The sequence below is a fragment of the Serpentinimonas sp. SSL01 genome (genome assembly GCF_056323735.1).
Genome location: NZ_CM150487.1, coordinates 313,955 through 328,384 on the forward strand (window position 1 = coordinate 313,955; position 14,430 = coordinate 328,384).

Genomic DNA, 14,430 nt, shown 5'->3' on the forward strand with positions numbered 1-14,430 from the left:
TGTGTGGCCCGGCCCCGAATCTAAAGCGGAAAAAGCCCTGCGAACGGGCGCTTTATCGGCCTCAAGTCGGGGCGTGAGCGGCCGTAGCATAGCCACTCACCGCATTGAGCCACCCGCCCTGCAAGGATCTAGCCATGGAATTGCGCCTCACCCCCCCCACGACCGTCGGCGTAGGCGCCCCGCGCCCCGCGCGCCTGCCCGGCTTGGAATCGGGTGTGGGTGGACCGACTGGGGCGGTGCCCGAAGCCGGCGGCTTTGGGCAAGCCTTCAAGACCGCATTGCAAAACGTCAGCGCCGCCCAAGAGCGCGCGGGCCAGTTGCAGACCGAATTTCAGCTCGGCAACCCCAACGTGAGCTTGGAGCAAACCATGCTTGCGATGCAAAAATCACAGATCGGCTTTCAGGCCGCCTTGCATGTGCGCAACCGCATGATGCAGGCGTACACCGATGTGATGAACATGCAGGTATGAGGGCGTTTGTATGTTTCTAGATGGTGCGGCTGCAGCCCGATAAGGGAGCGTCAATGCAGCAGAGTGGACCGAGTCGGCCCCAGGTTGGCCCACAAATCATCGACGCAGGGCTCAACCAGTTCCCGAATCTGGGCATCATGGCGCAGCAGCGTGAGCATGATGCGTTGTTTGCGGGCGCGCTCTGTGGGCGTCAAATCTCCCTCTTGGCCGAGTTCGCGCAGGCGTTCGATCAGCACGGCGCAGGCGCTTTCGAGCCGCATCACGGCGTCCCAGTCGTGCGCCTGCGCGGCGTCGAGCATCGCTTGGCTGGTTCTTTCGATCGCTTGGTAGTGCTCGAGCAGGTCAGTAGGCATGGTGGACATGGTGGGCAGGTGGGTCGAAGGGCCAGATGAGATCTGTACAAATTCTCAAGTCGTGCTATCTATATCGTAGTGTTCTGCGCCAACTTGAGCGCTTACTGGGTGGAATGTGCCGCTCAGTTCTGGGCTTTGGTGGCTGCGCTGGCAGGGTGCACCGGCTCCAGCGGCTGCGGCACCATGGGTTGCCAACGCACCGGATTGGTCGGTGCATCCTGCCCCAAGGCTTTGCCATTGACCCGCAGACCGTTGGCTGACAGACGCGCGGCGGTGGTGGGGCCGACTCCACGCACCCGGTTGGAGAAATCGCTCCAGTTGGCGAATGGGCGCTGTTGCCGCGCCGCCACGATGCGCTCAAGCATCACCGGACCGATGCCTTTGATCGCATCCAAGTCGGAGGCGGAGGCGCGGTTGGCCTCTACGGCGTTGGCACCGGCCGAGGCCAGCAACAGCAAAACGCCGATCATCAACGCTGCCGCCACCAGGCTCCACCTCGATTGCCGCTGCACACGCCACTGCAATGGCCTCTGCAGCCCCCTGCGATTTACTGCTTTGCCTACGTAGACCATGGCTGCCTCTCCTGTGGTGCATACCCCGACACTGCACAATTCGAAGATCTTAACTGCAGCGGGCGCCTTGGGGCTGATTGGGGCGCCTGGTGCCTGCAGCGCCGACGCCCCCACCAACCGACGATGTTTGACCCCACCCAAGTGCCTGTGCTGGGCACCGATGCGCATCTGCCCGCCGTGGCGCCCGCCGAGTGCCAGCCGCTGGCGCTGCGGCGCCGTTTGGCGGCGCCGCCGCCGTGGCAGCCCGAGCTGTGGCATGAACCCCGCTTCATCGAGCGTGCGCCCAGCCGCGCTGCGGTGCTGATGGCGGTGCGCACCGGGCCGCAACCCACGCTGCTGCTCACCGAGCGCAGCCCCGAGTTGCCCGACCACCCCGGCCAGATCGCCTTTCCCGGCGGCAAGATCGACGCCAGCGACGCCAACGCCCAAGCCGCCGCTTTGCGCGAAGCGCAAGAGGAAATCGGGCTGCCACATCAGGTGGTGGAGGTGCTGGGCCAGCTGCCCGACTACACCACTGGCAGCGGCTTCATCGTCACGCCGGTGCTGGCCTTGGTGCCTGCCAGCCAGCGCCTACAACCCGACCCGCGCGAGGTGGCGGCGGTGTTCGAGGTGCCGCTGGTCTATCTGATGAACCCGGCGCACCACCGCCGCCACGAACTGCTCTGGCAAGGCCGCCGCCGGCAGTGGTTTTCTATGCCGTGGCACGACGGCACGCGCGAGTGCTACATCTGGGGCGCCACGGCGGCCATGCTGCGCAACCTGTACCGACTTTTGAGTGCTTGAGCCTAGGGCGCACCGCATCAAGCTGCCGGGCATGGCTGGCCCAAAGCTGGCCCAAAGCATCCGCGCTGGTTATGATGCCGACCCATGACCTTGTTTGCCCTCATTTTTGCATTGGTGCTCGAACAGGCGCGCCCCTTGCACGACGACAACCCGGCGCATGCTGCGTTGCGCGCGTGGGCGGCTGCGGCCCGGCGCTGGCTTGATGCCGGGCAATGGCACCACGGCTGGCTGGCGTGGGCGCTGGCGGTGCTGGGGCCGGTGGTGCTGGCGGTGTTGATCTACGGGCTGCTCAACTGGGTGCACGGCCTGCTCGGTTTTGCGTGGGCGGTGTTGGTGCTCTACCTGACCTTGGGCTTCAGGCAGTTCAGCCACCACTTCACCACCATCCGGGTGGCGCTGGAGTCGGGCGACGAGGCCGCGGCGCGGGCCGAACTGGCGCGCTGGCAGGGGGTGGAGGTGGCCGAGCTGCCGCCGCAAGAGCTGCTGCGGCACGTGATCGAGCACTCGGTGCTGGCCGCGCACCGCCATGTATTCGGCGTCATGGTGGCATTCGTGGCCTTTGCCGCCATCGGGCTGGGGCCGGCAGGGGCGGTGTTGTACCGCATGGCCTTGCACTTGGCGCGCCACTGGCCGGTGCGCACCACGGTGCAGGCCGAAGACGCCTCGGCCGCGGCGGCGCGGCGCGGCTGGCACGTGGTGGATTACTTGCCGGTGCGTGCCACGGCGCTGGCTTTTGCGGTGGTGGGCAATTTTGAAGAAGCGATCGCCAACTGGCGCCAAGACGGCGCCCTGAACAAGGGCAACGATGGCTTGCTGCTGGCTGCCAGCGCCGGAGCCATGAACGTGCGCCTAGGCAGCGGCCCCCCGCTGGGCGAGCCCCTGTACACGCCCGAGCTGGGCTGGAGCGAGTCGGACGCGCGCGTGCCCCAGTTGGCGCACCTGGCCAGCATGGTGGGGCTGGTGTGGCGCGGCGTGCTGCTGTGGCTGCTGCTGCTGGCGCTGGCGCTGTTTGCCCGCGCTTGGTAGAGAGGTGTGAGAGCTAAGGGCTGGGCTGGGCGCGTTTAGGGGGTCTAGGCCTTGGCCCCTGCGTGTGCAAACCCGTGCGCACCACACCGCCAGAGTCAATAGCGCGGCGCCGCGCTGAGCTCGCGGTGCAAATCCACATAGAGCCGGTAGCGTTGCTCGTGCACCCCTAGGCCCACGGCGGCGCGCACCGCGCACCCGGGCTCGTGCAGGTGGGTGCAGTTGTAAAAGCGGCACTGCCCGCAGTGCGCGGCCAAATCCGGCATCAGCTGCGCCAACTGCGGCGGCTCGAGGTGGCGCAGGCCAAATTCTTGGAACCCAGGGGAGTCGATCAGCGCCGAACGCCGCTGCCCATCAAGCCAATACCAGCTGCTGCTGGTGGTGGTGTGGCGGCCCGAATTGAGCGCCCGCGACACCGCCCCAGTGGCCGCCATGGCGCTGGGGATGAGCCGGTTGATAAGCGTGCTTTTGCCGGTGCCCGAGGGGCCCAGCACCAGGGTCGTGCGGCCTTCAAGGCGCTGGCGCAGGGCAGCAAGCGTGGCCGGGTCGCTGCCCTCGTGCAGGCACAGGGGCAACACGTCTTGGCCAAAGGCCCGGTAAGGGGCGAGGCGCTGCCAGGCGCTGTCGAAGGCCGGGCCCAGGTCTAGTTTGTTGAGCACCACCAACGCGTCGATATGGGCCGCAGCGGCGGCCACCAGCGCACGGTTGAGCTGGCTTTCGGAAAACACCGGGTCGGCGGCCAGCAGCACCAGCACCAGGTCGAGGTTGGCGGCAAAGGATTTGGTGCGCAGCTCGTCTTGCCGATACAGCACGTTGCGCCGTGGCAGCGTGCGGCTGATCGAACCGCCGTCGCCGCTGGGCTGCCAGCAGACCCGGTCGCCCACCAGCGGCGCGTCTTTGCGGCCGGGCAGGTGGCACAGCAGGCGCCGGCCGTCGTCGGTCTCGATCCAGCAGTGGCGGCCGTGGGTGCCCACCACCAAGCCTTGCAGCTCGTCGCTCAGCGCCGCGCCGCCGGAAGCGCCGCTCGGTGGGAGCCTCATGCGCCCAAGCGCGCCAAGCGCTCGCTCGCCGGCGGGTGCGAGTAATAGAAGCGCACGTAGAGCGGGTCGGGGGTGAGGGTGCTGGCGTTGTCTTGGTACAGCTTGAGCAAGGCGCTGGCGAGGTCGCGCGGGTCGGCGTGCGCCGCCGCAAAGGCGTCGGCCTCGAACTCTTGTCGGCGCGACAGCGCGCTCATCCAAGGTGAGGCAAAAAAACCGACCAGCGGCGTCACCAGCAAAAACAGGATCAGCGCCAGCGCCCCGTTGGGCTGCATCAGGTTGGGCGTCACGCCCAAGCCGGTGTAGAACCAGACTTGCTGCGCCAGCCAGCCCAGCAAGGCCAAGGCGCCCAAGCTCAGCACGGCCATGAGCACAATGCGCTTGAGGATGTGGCGGCGCTTGTAGTGCCCGAGCTCGTGCGCCAGCACGGCGTCGATCTCGCCGGGCGCGAGTTGCTGCAACAGGGTGTCAAAAAACACCACCCGCTTGGCGGGCCCAAAGCCGGTGAAGTAGGCGTTGGCGTGGGCGCTGCGCTTGCTGCCGTCCATCACGAACAAGCCTTGGGCCTTGAAGCCGCAGCGCGCCAACAGGGTTTCGATGCGGGCTTTGAGGGCCGGGTCTTGCAGCGGCTCGAAGCGGTTAAAGAGCGGGGCAATCAGGCTCGGGTACAGCACCAGCAGCAGCAGATTGAAGGCCATCCACAGCGCCCAGGCCCACAGCCACCACAGCGGGCCGGCGGCCTGCATCAGCCACAACAACAAGGCCACCACCGGCAGGCCGATCGCCGCCCCAACCAAGGTGCCCTTGAGGCCGTCGGTGAGCCACAGGCGCGGCGTCATGCGATTGAAGCCGTGTTTTTGCTCGAGCACAAAGGTGCGGTACCACGACAGCGGCAGCTCCAGCAGCGCGCCCAAGGCGGTGAAGGCCGCCAGCAGCGCCACCTGCTGCAGCAGGCCCGGCCCCAGCCACGCCAGCAAGGCCAAGTTGAGGGCGTTGAGCCCCCCCAACAGCGTCCAGCCGATCAGCAGCGCAGCGCCGAAGCTGCCCTCGAGCAACCCGAGGCGGGTTTTGGCGATGGTGTAGTCGGCCGCTTTCTGGTGCGCCGCCAGCCCGATGCGCTCGGCAAAGGCGGCGGGCACGCTGGCGCGGTGTTGCGCCACGTGGCGCATCTGGCGCCCAGCCAGCCAGAGCCGGGTGAGCAAGCCGGCGGTGAGCAGCAGGCAAAACACGGCCGTCCACAGCAGGGGGGCATAAGCAGCTAGAAAATCCATAGGGTGCAAGTATAGGAGCCGGCGCCAAAGGCTGCAGGGATAAAGGCTGCAGGGAGGGCTGCAGGGATGCGTTTGAATCGGCGAGAATGCGGGCCATGCAAACCCCCGACGAACCCAAGGCCGCAACGGCCGAACTGCACCACAGCGACCAAAACCTGGTCTGGATCGACTGCGAGATGAGCGGGCTCGACCCGGAGAAAGAGCGCCTGCTGGAGATCGCCGTGGTGGTGACCGGGCCGCAGCTGAGCCCGCGCATCGACGGCCCGGTGCTGGTGCTGCAGCAAAGCGAGGCGCTGCTGGCGGCGATGGACAACTGGAACAAAGGCACGCACGGCAAGAGCGGCCTGCTCGACAAGGTGCGCGCCAGTCGCCTGAGCGAGGCCGAGGCCGAAGCCGAGCTGCTGGCCTTTCTGCGCCGCTACGTGCCCAAGGGCGGCTCGCCCATGTGCGGCAACAGCGTCGGCCAAGACCGGCGCTTTTTGCTCAAGTACCTGCCCAAGCTCGAGGACTACTTCCATTACCGCAACCTCGACGTGAGCACGCTCAAAGAGCTGGCCAAACGCTGGCGCCCCGAGGTCTATGCAGCCTTCAAAAAACAACAGCGCCACACCGCGCTGGCCGACGTGCACGAGTCGATCGACGAGCTGGAGCACTACCGCCAGCACCTGCTGCGATAAATAATTCTTGCACGCCGCGAGAAAATACGTGATAATCAAAAGCTGCACTGCAAAAGCAGTGTAAACCTTGCATCTGCCTCACGCTTTTTGGGGGTGGTTTCATGGGGAAGTGGTTAGGCCTTGCTTGATTTGCATGCGCCCGATCGGGCAGTCAGCAGTGGCTGCCCGCAGCCCGGCTTTCGAGCGGCGGCTGCCTGGCCCCATCCAACCCCAGCCCGGTCGCGCTGCCCCAAATAGGGCAGAGTCCTCCGGGCCGATTTGTTTGTGGTCGATGTGTTTTTTCACCACGAACGAATCGGGCGCACCCGCGCAGCCTGTCACGGCTGGGCGGCCTTCCGTTTTTGTTCCTTTGCGCCCACAGTGCGCATGGACGAACGACATGACAGACATCACCTGCAACCCTGCGGCTATTGACGCCGCGACACCTGCCACCACCACCCCCGTGGCCACCCCCGCCACGCCTTCGGCTTTTGCCGCGTTGGGCTTGGCCCAGCCGCTGCTCAAAGCCGTGGCCGACCTGGGCTTCACCCAGCCCACGCTGGTGCAGCAAGCCGTAATCCCCAAAGCCATGCAGGCCGAAGGCAGCGCGCGCCCGGGCGGCCACGCCTTCACCGACCTGATGGTCTCGAGCCAGACCGGCAGCGGCAAAACCGCGGCCTTCCTGCTGCCGGTGCTGCACACCCTGCTGGTGCAGATGGAGCAACAAGAGGCCGCCGAGCGCGCCGAATGGGAGCGCCTGCAGGCCGAGGCCGCTGCGGCCGGCCAGCCCGCGCCCAAGCGCGCCAAGCGCCAAAACCCGCTGCTGGCGCGCCACTTCAAGCCCACCATTCCGGGTGCGCTGGTGCTGTGCCCGACGCGCGAGCTGGCGCAGCAGGTGGCCAACGACGCCATCGACCTGGTGCAGCACTGCCGCGGCCTGCGCATTGCCAACGTGGTCGGCGGCATGCCCTACCAGATGCAGATCGCCAAGCTGCAAAACGCCAACCTCGTGGTGGCCACGCCGGGCCGCCTGCTCGATTTGCAGCGCAGCGGCCAGCTGGTGCTCGATCAGGTGCAGTTTTTGGTGGTCGATGAGGCCGACCGCATGCTCGACCTCGGCTTTGCCGACGACCTGGCCGAAGTCAACCGCCTCACCGCCGCGCGGCGCCAGACCATGATGTTCAGCGCCACCTTTGCGCCGCGCATCCAGGCGCTGGCCACGCGCGTCATGCGCGAGCCGCAGCGGGTGCAGATCGACACCCCGCAAGACCGCCATGTGAACATCGAGCAGCGCCTGTACTGGTGCGACAGCCCGGAGCACAAGCGCCAGTTGCTGGATCACTGGCTGCGCGACGCCAGCATCGAGCAGGCGATCGTGTTCTCCAGCACCCAGATCGAGTGCGACGCGCTGGCCGCCGACCTGCAGCAAGCCGGCTTTGCGGCCGTGGCGCTGCACGGCGCACTCAGCCAAGGCTTGCGCAACCGCCGCCTGACGGCGCTGCGCAGCGGTCAGGTGCAGATTCTGGTGGCCACCGACGTGGCCGCACGCGGCATCGACGTGCCCAGCATCACCCATGTGTTCAACTTTGGGCTGCCCATGAAGGCCGAAGACTACACGCACCGCATCGGCCGCACCGGCCGCGCCGGGCGCCAAGGGCTGGCGGTGACCATGGCCGAAATGCGCGACCGGCGCAAGATCGGCGAAATCGAAGCCTACAGCCAGCAAGTGATCGACACCCACACCGTGCCCGGCATGGAGCCGCGCAAGCCCCTGTACGAGAGCCGCGATCCCCGCCGTGCCCCCGGCGGCCGCCCACCCGCTGGCCGCGGTGCCCGCCCGGGGCCCTACAGCGGTCCGCGCGAAGGCGGTTTCGGCGCCCGCCCCACACAGCACCAGCCGCACCACCCACCGCGCACCCCCGGCGAGGGGCCGCGCCACGGCTTTGGCAAACCGGCCCCGGCACGCCAGGGCGACCGCCCGGCCTTTGGCGACCGTCCGGCGTTTGCCGAGCGCCCATCCTTCGGCGACCGCCCGGCTTGGGGCGACAAGCGCGAGCGCCCGCAAGGCGCTGCCAAGCCCTTTGCCGGCAAAGGCCGCCCCAGCCGCTGACCCCAGCACCTAGGGGGAGGGGCGCTGGTGTTTGCGCCATGCCAGCCCAGACCACCGCCTAACCGCTGGCGCTGGCGTGCCCCGATGCGGCACAATGGTGGCTCAAAGGCGGCGTGCATGTGCCGCGCTAGGAGCCCCTCCAGATGAATCCCTCCACCCTGATCGGGATGGTGGCCAGCGTGCTGCTGCTGGTCGTCGTGATGATTTTTGCGGCCGAAGACCCGCTGCTGTTCATCGACCTGCCGGGCTTGGGGATCGTGCTCTTTGGCACCTTGGCCGCCACCTTCATGAGCTACCCGCTGCGCGAGGTGCTGCGCGTGTTCAAGCTCTTTGGCACCGTGATCCGCAACGAGCGGCTCTACACCCAGAGCGCCATCGACGAGCTGGTCGATGTCTCGCGCTTGTGGATACGCGACGACCTCGCCGCGGTCGAGCGCGCGCTCAAAAATGTCAACAACCCCTTTTTGCGCACCGGGGTGCAGTTGGTGATCGAGCGCACGCCCGAGGCCGACATCTTGGACCTGATGCAGTGGCGCATCTCGCGCCTGCGCGCCAAAGAGGCGGCGGAGGCGCAGCTGTTTCGCGTCATGGCCAGCTACGCGCCCGCCTTTGGCATGATCGGCACCCTGGTCGGGCTGGTCAACATGATGGACATTTTGGGCACCGGCGACATGCTGGTGATCGGCGGCCATCTGGCGGTGGCCCTGATGACCACCTTTTACGGCATCTTGCTGGCCAACTTGGTCTTCAAGCCGGTGGCGGTCAAGCTCGAGCGCCGCACCGAGCAGCGCGTGATCTTGATGAACATGGTGATGCAGGGCATCGCCATGATGACGGCACGGCGCAGCCCGTCGCTGATGCGCGAAACGCTCAAATCCTTTGCTGCCCACCACGAAGATGAAATTTTCGACGGTGCGCAGCCAGCCGCCCAAGCGCGCGGCTGGTGGCCTTTTGCTGCACGCAAAGCCAGCAAAGCCGGCAAACCCGGCCCCAGCGCAGCCGGGCGGCCATGAGCCCTCCCACCTTGCTCGAAAGCATGCTGGCCCGAATGCCGCCCGGGCCTGACGCGGCGGCCAAAGCCATGCCAGGCCAAAGCGCGGCTCCGCCCAGCGAAGGCAGCGCCAACCAGTCCATCAGTGCCTTGCACAGTGGGCGCTTCGAGCGCTGGCACGTGGACCCAGCGCCGGTGCAGGAGGAAGAAACCTGGCTGATCACCTACCTCGACGTGGTCACGCTGCTGCTGGCGATGATGGTGGTGATGCTGGCCTTTTCCGAGCCGGTGAGCGAAGCCTTCAGGGGTGAGCGGCGCGAAATCGCGCTCGACCGCATGCACCCGCAGGTGCAGGCCGCAGCCGATGCGGGCACCACCATTTTGCCGCCGGTGCCGCTGCCGCACCCGGCCACGGCCCCGGCGCGGGTCGAGGGCGACCCGGTCGATATCCGCGCCGCCCCGGTGCCGCCCGAGCCGCCCGCGCTCAACGTGGGCGATATCGGCGAAAACGTGGAAGTGGTCACCGAAGCCAAGGGGGTGACGCGCTTTCGCATCAGCAGCGAGCTGCTGTTTGCACCCGGCCAAGCCGCGCTCACCCCGGCCGGCCAGCGCGTGATCGACGAGCTGCTGCCGGTGCTCAACCAGGCCCTGGGCCACACCATCGTGGTCGAGGGCCACACCGACAACGTGCCCATTGCCACCGCGCGCTTTCCCTCCAACTGGGAGCTGGCCGCCGGCCGCGCCGGCGCCGTGGTGCGCCACCTCGAGGGGCGCGGCGTCAACCCGATGCGGCTGCGCGCCACCGGCGTGGCCGATACGCGCCCGCTGGCCGACAACGCCAGCGCGCAGGGGCGGGCGCAAAACCGGCGCGTCGAAATCGTGCTCGAAGCGCCGCCGGTGGATTAGGCTCCCATAGCTCAGGCCAAGCGCACCAAGCCCAAGCGCACTAGGCCCAAGGGTGTCGGCCAGCAGCCGATAATCCAAGCATGACCCTCCAATACGCGCCCGAAACCGCTGCCACCGCAGCCACCCTGCCGCCGCTGCTGCAAGCGCTCAACCCCGAACAACTCGCCGCCGTGACGCTGGGTCCAGAACCGGCGCTGATTTTGGCCGGGGCCGGTTCGGGCAAAACCAAGGTCCTCACCACTCGCATCGCGTGGTTGCTGAGCACCGGCCAGCTCAGCCCGGCCGGGGTGCTGGCCGTGACCTTCACCAACAAGGCCGCCAAAGAGATGCTCACGCGCTTGGGGGCGCTGCTGCCGCTGAACGTGCGCGGCATGTGGATCGGCACCTTTCACGGCCTGTGCCACCGCATGCTGCGCGCCCACTGCAAGCTGCTCAACCTGCCGGCCACGTTCCAGATTCTGGACATGCAAGACCAGCTCAGCGCCATCAAGCGGCTGCACAAACAGCTCGCGCTCGATGAGGAGCGTTTCAAGCCCAAGGAGCTGCAGTGGTTCATCAACGCCTGCAAAGAGGAAGGCCAGCGCGCGCACCAGGTGCCGGTGCGCGACGCCGATCAGCGCCACAAGGTTGAGTTTTACCGCCTCTACGAGGAACAGTGCCAGCGCGAAGGCGTGCTCGACTTTGGCGAGCTGCTGCTGCGCAGCTACGAACTGCTGCGCGACCACGACCCGGTGCGCGAGCACTACCAGCGCCGCTTTCGGCACATCTTGGTCGATGAATTCCAAGACACCAACAAGCTCCAGTACGCCTGGCTCAAGCTGTTGGCCGGGCGCATGGAGGGCGGCCGCTTCGTGCCCGCCGGCAACGCCGTGCTGGCGGTGGGCGACGACGACCAGAGCATCTACGCCTTTCGGGGCGCGCGCGTGGGCAATATGGCCGACTTTGTGCGCGAATTCGGCGTGCGCCAGCAAATCAAGCTCGAGCAAAACTACCGCAGCCAGGCGCACATCCTGGAAGCCGCTAACCGCCTGATCGAGCACAACCAAGGCCGGCTGGGCAAAAACCTGCGCACCGACCAAGGCTGCGGCGAGCCGCTGCGCGTCTATGAGGCGCCGAGCGACTACGCCGAGGCCAACTGGGTGGTCGATGAGGTGCGCCAGCTCATCGGCCGCGACGGCTTGCCCGCGCACGAGGTGGCGCTGCTCTACCGCAGCAACGCGCAGAGCCGGGTGCTCGAGACGGCGCTGTTCAACGCCGGGCTGCCGTACCGGGTGTACGGCGGGCTGCGTTTTTTCGAGCGCGCCGAAATCAAACACGCGCTGGCTTACCTGCGCCTGATCGACAACCCGCACGACGACACCAGCCTGCTGCGGGTGGTGAATTTTCCGCCGCGCGGCATCGGCGCGCGCAGCATCGAGGCCTTGCAGGCCGCTGCGGCTTCCGCCGGTTGTTCGCTGCACGATGCGGTCAGCGCCGTGCCGGGCAAGGCCGGCTCCCACTTGGCGGCCTTCGTGGCCTTGCTCGACGTGCTGCGCGAGGGCAGCCAGGGCCAGCCGCTGCGCCAGATCGTGGTGCTGGTGTTGCAGCACAGCGGTTTGCTCGCGCACTACCGCGCTGAGCGCGACGGCAGCGAGCGGGTGGAAAACCTCGAGGAGCTGCTCAACGCCGCCGAGAGCTTTGTGCTGCAACAAGGCTTTGGCCGCGATGCGGTGGCGCTGCCGCTGGACGAGACCGCCGCCGCCGAAGCCCGCGCTGCCGCCTCCGATTCGGGCTTTGAGGAGCCCAGCGGCGAAACCCTCAGCCCCTTGCAGGCCTTCCTGAGCCACGCCGCGCTCGAGGCCGGCGACAACCAAGCCCAGAGCGGGCAGGACGCGGTGCAGCTGATGACGGTGCACGCCGCCAAGGGGCTGGAGTTCGACGCCGTGTTCATCACCGGGCTCGAAGAGGGGCTGTTCCCGCACGACAACTCCAGCGCCAGCCCGCAGGCGCTGGAAGAGGAGCGGCGGCTGATGTACGTGGCGATCACGCGCGCGCGCCAGCGGCTCTACCTGAGCCACGCCCAGACGCGCATGTTGCACGGCCAAACGCGCTACCACCCGCGCAGCCGCTTTGTGGACGAACTGCCCGCGCAGTGTCTGCAATGGCTCAGCCCCAAGCCGGGCAGCGGCTTGGGCGCAGCGGGCTTGGGCAAAGCGGCAGTCGGGCTGCAGCCGGCTTGGGGGCGCAGCGCCTTGGTGTCCGAGGCGCCCAGCCGCGCGGCGGCAGACGCAACGCACGGCCTCCGCGCCGGCATGCAGGTGTTTCACCCAAAATTTGGCCAAGGCCAGGTGCTGGCGGTCGAGGGGCGCGGCGACGACGCACGGGCGCAGGTGAGCTTCACGCGCCACGGCAGCAAGTGGCTGGCGCTGGCGGTGGCCAAGCTCACGCCGCTGTGACGCTCAGTGGCTGAGCTTGGGCCGCTCAGGCCGGGGGTTGCCCCTCGTCGGTCTCGAAGCTGTCGCGGAAGGTGAAGTAGAGCGAGGTGAAAAAGATCGCGCTCATGAGCATGGCCACCGGAAACAGCAGCATGCTGATGAAGCGTGGCCCACCCACCAAGCTGCCCAGCAGCACCAGCACCAAGGCCACACCGAAGAACACCGCGGCCCAGCCCAAAAAGTAATACAGCAGCGCCGCCTTGTTGGTCCAGCAGGCCAGCGCGCTGAAAAACAGGCTCTTGAGCGGCGACACCCCGTGCCAGTGCACCAGCGCCGGGGCGTGCCAAAACAGCAGCCCGAGCGGCACGTGCAGCAGCGCGCTGACGAGCATGCGGTTGATGGCCTCGGGTGCGAGCATCAGGTCTTGGGGCGTGGGGCTGGCACCGGGCTCCACCGGCACGGCCGCTGGGTCTGGCAGCACCGCGGGCGCGGCCGCGCCGCCGGTGATCAGCAGCGTCAGGCCCAAAATCAGCAGCGATCCGGCGGCGTAGATCAGGCCCAGCACCAGCATGGCGCGCGCGCGCTCGCGCCCGGCGGCAAAGGCGCTGGCCAGCACCGCGGGCATGGGGAACTGGCCCGAGTTTGCGATGCGCGTGGCTGCCATCAGGCCCAGCGTGGCGGCGGGCAGCAGCGCCAGCGCCAGCGCCTGCCCGAGCAGCGGCACCAGCGACAGCACCGAAACCACCAGCATGAACAGAAAAAACAACCCGGCCAGCGCCAGCGGTTGCTTGAAAAACGTGCTCAGGCCCAAGCGCACCCACATCAATCCGGTGCGCGCCGGTACGCGGTGCAGTCTCATGTGTGCGCCACCCGCGCGCGCAGCACGCGCTCAAAGTGGGTGGGGTCGTGCGGCACCAGCATAGCGGCGTCGCGCGGCAGGTACCAGTCCCACAGGCGCGAGAGCCAAAAGCGCAGCGCCGCAGCGCGCAGCAGCAGCGGCAGCAGTTCGAGTTCGGCGGCGCTCAAGGGGCGCAGGCATTGGTAGGCAGCCAGCAGGGCGTGGCTGCGCGCCGCATCCGGCTGGCCGCTGGCCAGGTCGATGCACCAGTCGTTCAGGGCCACGCTCAGGTCAAACAGCCAGGTGTCGCAGCCGGCAAAATAAAAATCGAACACACCGGTGAGCCGGTCGCCCTCGAACAGGGCATTGTCGCGGAACAGATCGGCGTGCACGGCGCCCCGCGGCAGGCTTTGGTAATCGGGTTGCAGCGCCAGATCGTTTTGCAGCGCCAGTTCGCTGCGCAGCAAAGCGGCCTGCGCCGGGCTTAAATGCGGCAGCACCTCGGGGGCGGTCTGGTTCCACCACGCCAAGCCGCGCAGGTTGGGTTGCTGGAGCGGGTAGTCTAGTGCCGCCAAGTGCATGCGCGCCAGCAGGGTGCCCAACTGCGCGCAGTGCGCGGGCTGCGGCGCCAGCACGCTTTGGCCAGGCAGCTTGTTGACCAGCGCTGCTGGCTTGTCCAGTAGCCGGTGCAGGATGTGGCCGCTGGCGTCTGGGGCCGGGTTGGGCACCGGGATGCCCTTGGCCGCCAGATGCTGCATCAGGCAGAGGTAAAAGGGCAGTTGCTCAAAGCCCAGGCGCTCAAACAGCGTCAGCACGTATTCTTGGCGCGCGCCACCGCTCGCCTGCACCGAGACAAAATAGTTGGTGTTCTCGATGCCGCCGGGGCAGCCGCGCAGCTCGAGCAGTGCGCCTAGGCCCAGCTGCTGCAGCAGCGCCGCGGCTTGGGCCGGTGTGACTTCGGTATAGACCGCCATGGCTAGGGGGAGCAGGGCGCGCACAGGGCGCC

The 14,430-nt window shown here is 67.6% G+C and carries 14 protein-coding genes; 8 read left to right on the forward strand and 6 right to left on the reverse strand.

The genetic code is table 11. From position 1 onward, the window contains the following. The first annotated feature begins 134 nt into the window (after positions 1 to 134). Positions 135 to 470 (forward strand): flagellar hook-basal body complex protein FliE, encoded by a 336-nt coding sequence (gene fliE / locus ACVMK0_RS01490; RefSeq protein WP_476464065.1) that lies wholly within the window; start codon positions 135 to 137, stop codon positions 468 to 470. Positions 471 to 520: 50 nt separating this feature from the next. Here the strand turns inward: fliE and ACVMK0_RS01495 are convergent, their stop codons facing one another. Further along, positions 521 to 832, reverse strand: a complete 312-nt coding sequence (locus ACVMK0_RS01495; protein ID WP_052468367.1) for a flagellar protein FliT — start codon at positions 830 to 832, stop codon at positions 521 to 523. Between the two features lie 113 nt (positions 833 to 945). Continuing rightward, positions 946 to 1,293, reverse strand: coding sequence for a ComEA family DNA-binding protein (locus tag ACVMK0_RS01500; protein WP_082027398.1), 348 nt, complete (start codon positions 1,291 to 1,293; stop codon positions 946 to 948). A gap of 225 nt (positions 1,294 to 1,518) precedes the next feature. On the opposite strand from ACVMK0_RS01500, the gene ACVMK0_RS01505 reads away from it, so the two are divergent. Both ACVMK0_RS01505 and ACVMK0_RS01510 read left to right on the forward strand, forming a co-directional pair. Then, the gene (locus ACVMK0_RS01505; protein WP_045534506.1) at positions 1,519 to 2,178 is read left to right on the forward strand and encodes a CoA pyrophosphatase; all 660 of its coding nucleotides are present in this window, start codon (positions 1,519 to 1,521) and stop codon (positions 2,176 to 2,178) included. Positions 2,179 to 2,262: 84 nt separating this feature from the next. Then, complete coding sequence (locus ACVMK0_RS01510) at positions 2,263 to 3,204, forward strand: CobD/CbiB family protein (RefSeq protein ID WP_045534508.1); 942 nt, start codon at positions 2,263 to 2,265, stop codon at positions 3,202 to 3,204. A gap of 95 nt (positions 3,205 to 3,299) precedes the next feature. Here ACVMK0_RS01510 and rsgA read toward each other — a convergent pair whose 3' ends face one another. Together rsgA and ACVMK0_RS01520 are read right to left on the reverse strand one after the other, a co-directional pair. Beyond that, on the reverse strand, positions 3,300 to 4,241 hold the full coding sequence (rsgA, locus tag ACVMK0_RS01515) for a ribosome small subunit-dependent GTPase A (RefSeq protein ID WP_476464066.1): 942 nt from the start codon (positions 4,239 to 4,241) through the stop codon (positions 3,300 to 3,302). After that, positions 4,238 to 5,509, reverse strand: a complete 1,272-nt coding sequence (locus ACVMK0_RS01520; protein ID WP_476464067.1) for a M48 family metallopeptidase — start codon at positions 5,507 to 5,509, stop codon at positions 4,238 to 4,240. The genes rsgA and ACVMK0_RS01520 overlap by 4 nt, the downstream gene beginning before the upstream one ends. A gap of 95 nt (positions 5,510 to 5,604) precedes the next feature. On the opposite strand from ACVMK0_RS01520, the gene orn reads away from it, so the two are divergent. From orn to ACVMK0_RS01545, 5 genes are all read left to right on the forward strand, one after another. Beyond that, a complete protein-coding gene (gene orn, locus ACVMK0_RS01525) occupies positions 5,605 to 6,186 on the forward strand; it encodes an oligoribonuclease (RefSeq protein ID WP_045537358.1) in 582 nt (193 codons plus the stop codon). Between the two features lie 379 nt (positions 6,187 to 6,565). Beyond that, positions 6,566 to 8,275 carry a DEAD/DEAH box helicase gene (locus ACVMK0_RS01530; RefSeq protein WP_476464068.1) on the forward strand — a complete coding sequence of 570 codons (1,710 nt, stop codon included), beginning with the start codon at positions 6,566 to 6,568 and terminating at the stop codon, positions 8,273 to 8,275. A 143-nt stretch (positions 8,276 to 8,418) separates the two neighbouring features. Further along, positions 8,419 to 9,288, forward strand: a complete 870-nt coding sequence (locus tag ACVMK0_RS01535) for a motility protein A (RefSeq protein WP_250959849.1) — start codon at positions 8,419 to 8,421, stop codon at positions 9,286 to 9,288. Beyond that, positions 9,285 to 10,172 carry an OmpA/MotB family protein gene (locus tag ACVMK0_RS01540; RefSeq protein WP_476464069.1) on the forward strand — a complete coding sequence of 296 codons (888 nt, stop codon included), beginning with the start codon at positions 9,285 to 9,287 and terminating at the stop codon, positions 10,170 to 10,172. Before ACVMK0_RS01535 ends, ACVMK0_RS01540 begins: the two co-directional genes overlap by 4 nt. Before the next feature lie 80 nt (positions 10,173 to 10,252). After that, positions 10,253 to 12,607 carry a UvrD-helicase domain-containing protein gene (locus ACVMK0_RS01545; RefSeq protein WP_476464070.1) on the forward strand — a complete coding sequence of 785 codons (2,355 nt, stop codon included), beginning with the start codon at positions 10,253 to 10,255 and terminating at the stop codon, positions 12,605 to 12,607. 25 nt (positions 12,608 to 12,632) lie between these two features. On the opposite strand, the gene ACVMK0_RS01550 is transcribed toward ACVMK0_RS01545, so the two are convergent. Both ACVMK0_RS01550 and ACVMK0_RS01555 read right to left on the reverse strand, forming a co-directional pair. After that, positions 12,633 to 13,445, reverse strand: a complete 813-nt coding sequence (locus ACVMK0_RS01550; RefSeq protein ID WP_045534518.1) for a BPSS1780 family membrane protein — start codon at positions 13,443 to 13,445, stop codon at positions 12,633 to 12,635. Beyond that, the gene (locus tag ACVMK0_RS01555; protein ID WP_476464625.1) at positions 13,442 to 14,398 is read right to left on the reverse strand and encodes a homoserine kinase; all 957 of its coding nucleotides are present in this window, start codon (positions 14,396 to 14,398) and stop codon (positions 13,442 to 13,444) included. Before ACVMK0_RS01555 ends, ACVMK0_RS01550 begins: the two co-directional genes overlap by 4 nt. Between the last annotated feature and the right edge of the window lie 32 nt (positions 14,399 to 14,430).